This window comes from Bradyrhizobium sp. (genome assembly GCF_049581145.1).
Lineage (GTDB): Bacteria > Pseudomonadota > Alphaproteobacteria > Rhizobiales > Xanthobacteraceae > Bradyrhizobium.
Window position 1 is genome coordinate 1 of sequence record NZ_JBAURI010001180.1, and the last position, 2,319, is coordinate 2,319.

The 2,319-nt window shown below is 62.7% G+C and carries 4 protein-coding genes; 1 reads left to right on the forward strand and 3 read right to left on the reverse strand.

Annotated features, from left to right (window positions below; translation table 11 throughout):
• The first annotated feature begins 112 nt into the window (after positions 1–112).
• Positions 113–286 carry a hypothetical protein gene (locus WCB02_RS37510; protein WP_423966971.1) on the forward strand — a complete coding sequence of 58 codons (174 nt, stop codon included), beginning with the start codon at positions 113–115 and terminating at the stop codon, positions 284–286.
• A gap of 240 nt (positions 287–526) precedes the next feature.
• Here WCB02_RS37510 and WCB02_RS37515 read toward each other — a convergent pair whose 3' ends face one another.
• From WCB02_RS37515 to WCB02_RS37525, 3 genes are all read right to left on the reverse strand, one after another.
• Positions 527–868, reverse strand: coding sequence for a hypothetical protein (locus tag WCB02_RS37515; protein WP_423966973.1), 342 nt, complete (start codon positions 866–868; stop codon positions 527–529).
• Positions 837–1,817 (reverse strand): hypothetical protein, encoded by a 981-nt coding sequence (locus tag WCB02_RS37520; RefSeq protein ID WP_423966975.1) that lies wholly within the window; start codon positions 1,815–1,817, stop codon positions 837–839. Before WCB02_RS37520 ends, WCB02_RS37515 begins: the two co-directional genes overlap by 32 nt.
• A 126-nt stretch (positions 1,818–1,943) precedes the next feature.
• Positions 1,944–2,319, reverse strand: a 376-nt coding sequence (locus WCB02_RS37525) for a helix-turn-helix domain-containing protein (RefSeq protein ID WP_423966978.1), incomplete at its 5' end; no start/stop codon positions are given.

Consider the following 2,319-nt stretch of genomic DNA (forward strand, 5'->3'; position numbering starts at 1 on the left):
TCAGGGGAAACGGGGCAGGTACTTTAGGCGCAGCGCGTCGATACCAACTCGGGCCAATGTTATGGATCTTGGCGGCAATTTCGAGGTTGTTGAGATTGTCGTGACATAGGAAATGACGATGCTTGCCGTTGGTTCATATCTAGCGTTTGATCGTGCGAGGGAAAAGCAAGAATCCCGCGAGCGCGATGAGTTGCGCGCCGATTCCAACGAGGAATTCCCGAACGGCTTTTTCTCAAAGCTTGATCGTTCAAAGGTCAGAATTGTTCGGCGAAAAACTGCCGCCTGACCGTGTCCGAAACCCATCCGGATTTTTGGACCTCACGACGTAATCGAGCTTTCGAACAAATTTGCGGTAGCCCGTAGGATGGGTTGAGCCCTTCGCGAAACCCATCATCTTCGCCGACGCATAGCGATGGGTATCGCTTCGCTCCACCCATCCTACGGGTTGCTGTGTTGGCGTCATCCGGACCTGCCTTGCTGCCGGCTTTTGGTGTCGCCGCCGCGACCGGCCCTGGCGCCAATGCCGTCACTCCCCCACTCGCTTGAGCGTCCGGCAATGGTCCAGCCAGTTCTGCGCGCGGGCCTTGGCCTGTTCGCTCGCGTCGGGGTCGGCGATGATCGCGCGGTTTTGCTCCGCGATCCGGCTCAGGCCGGCGATCGCCTCAACATATGCCGTGCGCGCGTCGCAGGCCTCGGTGATCTCGGCGATGGTCGGCAGCCATTTCGAGCGGCGCGGCAGGCCGGTGCGGGGGTCGCAGACATAGTCGACGATCGAGGCCGGGTATTCCGAGAAGATCGCAGCGACAGCGGCGGTGTAGACCTCGGGATCATTGGCGTCACCTTTGCGATAGCAGCCGAAAAGCTGCATTGCTTTCAAGCTCGGCAGGGAGACCGGTTGGCTTTGGTCCGAAGCTGATGCCGGAATAGGCGTGGCGTCTGGCGACGTCGCTGAGGGTTTCGGGTCTGGCGCGGTGATCTGTCTGAGCACGGATTTTTTCCCCTGGCTGGTGGACGACGACGGGAACGGGCGCGGTCAGCTCGGCATGGGCGCGGGCGATCGCCTTTTCGAAATATTTCAGCGTGCTCGGCGGATCGCCGCCGCGCGATTGCATGCTGCGCGTGACGCCGGCCAGGATGCAGGTGCGGTTCCAGCCGGCGTTGAGCCAGCCCTGCACCGTCAGCGGCGCGCCGACCGACAGCGGACCGCGGGCGTCTTTGCCCATCGCTTCCAGCACCCTGGTTGCGATCGCGAATCCGTCATCGCTGATCGGCGATTTGCCGTCAGGGTTCGGCTCAGCCGCAACGGGCGCAGGGGCGATCGCCTCCGCGAGGTCGATCTGGTCCGGACCGCGCTTCGATTTCGGCTCGCGCGCCCTCTCCACCCCACCACCCTCTGTCTCTGTCTCTGTCTCTGTCTCTGTCTCTGTCTCTGCCTCTGCCTCTGCCTCTGCCTCTGCCTCTGCCTCTGCTCTCCTCTCCTCTTCTCTGGACAAGCGCTTTGCCTGCGCCGTGCCAGCATTGCGCTCCACGGTCCGTAGCTCTTGATCGACAACGATGAATCCGCGATCCGCAAGGAGCTGCAGATCGACCGCCTCGAGCGCATTGATGCGTCTCGCCACCCACACCGGATCGAACGGAATCCTGTTTGCGGAGCGGCTTGCCAGCAGCCAGATGGCAATCAGGTGAAACTTGCCGGCGTCCGGCAAGCCGGCAAATTCGTAATCGTCCAAGGTCTCGTTGTAGAGCTTGATCCAGGGCGGCGAGCGGTCCTTGTAGTGCTGACATTTCTCGAAATCCTTGACATGAAAGGTCTTCATGGTCTGCGCCTCCTTTTTGGGCCGCCGTCCCCAGGGACGGCGATCACGGTCTGGTCTGTTGAAACCGGGCGGCACGCGCGCCGGATGCGCAAGCGTCGATGCCCGCTTGCGGCAACGCGCTCCCGCTCATGCCGGTGGCCGCGCCGTCCCGGTGATCGACCGAATGAGTGCGGCAACGTCCCTGGCCACGGCGGCATCGTCACGGACCAGCCGGGTCAGCTTGCGAACCGCGTGCAGGATCGTGGTGTGATCCCGTCCGCCGAATTTGCGGCCGATGGTCGGCAGCGACAACGGCGTCAGCAGCTTGCAGAGATAGGCCGCGACCATGCGCGGCATGACCACGTTCTTGGTGCGGCGCGCCGAACAGATGTCATTGCGCGTGATCCGGTAGTGCTTCGCAACCGCATCCTGGATCTCGGCAATCGAGGGATAGGGCCGCCCCCGGACTTCGACGTCCACGATGTGAAACCAGTGCCGCTGCTTCGGCGGATCGGTTTCCGCC